Below are 936 nucleotides of genomic sequence, written 5' to 3'. Positions count from 1 at the left end.
CCTGAATATCAATTACCAGAACTAAAAAGCTTATTAATACATACTTGGGCAAAAGGTAAGGGTTTCTTAAAGAAAGCTGGTACTATAATCTTTTCTATTTCCGTACTAGTATGGTTTTTATCAAACTTTAACACTACAGGTATGGTTGATATAAACTCTAGTTTTTTAGCTAGTATAGGTAAATTTATAAATCCAATATTTATTCCTCTTGGATTTGCCTCATGGCAAAATTCAGTAGCACTTTTAACTGGTCTTATGGCTAAAGAAGTAGTTGTAGGTACCATGGGTGTTATATATGGTGGTAATTTAACACATTCTTTAGCTAATCATTTTACGTCACTATCTGCTTATAGTTTCTTAGTTTTTGTATTATTATACACTCCTTGTGTATCAGTAATTGCAACTATGAAAAAAGAATACGGAAATAAAATGGCAATTTTTTCTGTATGTTACCAATTAACATTGGCTTGGGTAGTTTCTTTCATAATATTTAATGTTGGAAGCATAATAATGAGGTAATATAAAATATAAAGAGGTGATGTAGCCATGGAATTCATTATTGTTGGTGTGATCGTTGTCGCAGCTGGATATATCTTATATACTAATATAAAAAAACAATCACATGGTGATTGTGGCTGTGGAAATGGCTGTAAAGGCTGTAATCATAGTTGTGAAGTAAAACCATCTAATAAAAAATGATAACAAAATCAAATGAAAAAGTGGTATAGTACATAAATGTACTATACCACTTTTTTTATAACCTACTGCTCACCGTTTTTAGTGGCTGCTTTGTGTTTATATTATTCTTCATAAGAGACATTTGTTTTTTAGCTAATTTTTCTTTTCTCAATAGATCTAAATCATTATCGATAACGTTAACTACCTTAAATATTTCAGGCAAATTTACAACATCTTCGTAATTATGAAGCATAAGAA

Annotated in this window: 2 protein-coding genes and 1 pseudogene; 2 read left to right on the top strand and 1 reads right to left on the bottom strand. The window is 29.7% G+C overall.

All coding sequences use genetic code 11. From position 1 onward, the window contains the following. Window positions 1-519, top strand: a 519-nt coding sequence (locus KPL50_RS26585; protein ID WP_290443303.1) for a nucleoside recognition domain-containing protein, incomplete at its 5' end; no start/stop codon positions are given. 27 nt (window positions 520-546) lie between these two features. After that, window positions 547-699: a FeoB-associated Cys-rich membrane protein gene (locus KPL50_RS26580; RefSeq protein ID WP_216209124.1), complete on the top strand. Its 153-nt coding sequence runs from the start codon at window positions 547-549 to the stop codon at window positions 697-699. A gap of 55 nt (window positions 700-754) precedes the next feature. Here KPL50_RS26580 and KPL50_RS26575 read toward each other — a convergent pair. Beyond that, window positions 755-936, bottom strand: a pseudogene (locus KPL50_RS26575) (hypothetical protein); the annotation flags it as partial.

Source organism: Clostridium sp. CF012 (assembly GCF_018861755.1).
GTDB lineage: Bacteria > Bacillota > Clostridia > Clostridiales > Clostridiaceae > Clostridium_AD.
Note: the sequence above shows the minus strand (reverse complement) of the source record. Positions and strands in the feature narration are given on the sequence as shown.

Excerpts from the sequence above, each read along its gene's own strand:
- KPL50_RS26580 (WP_216209124.1), top strand. The coding sequence starts at position 547 with ATGGAATTCATTATTGTTGGTGTGATCGTTGTCGCAGCTGGATATATC.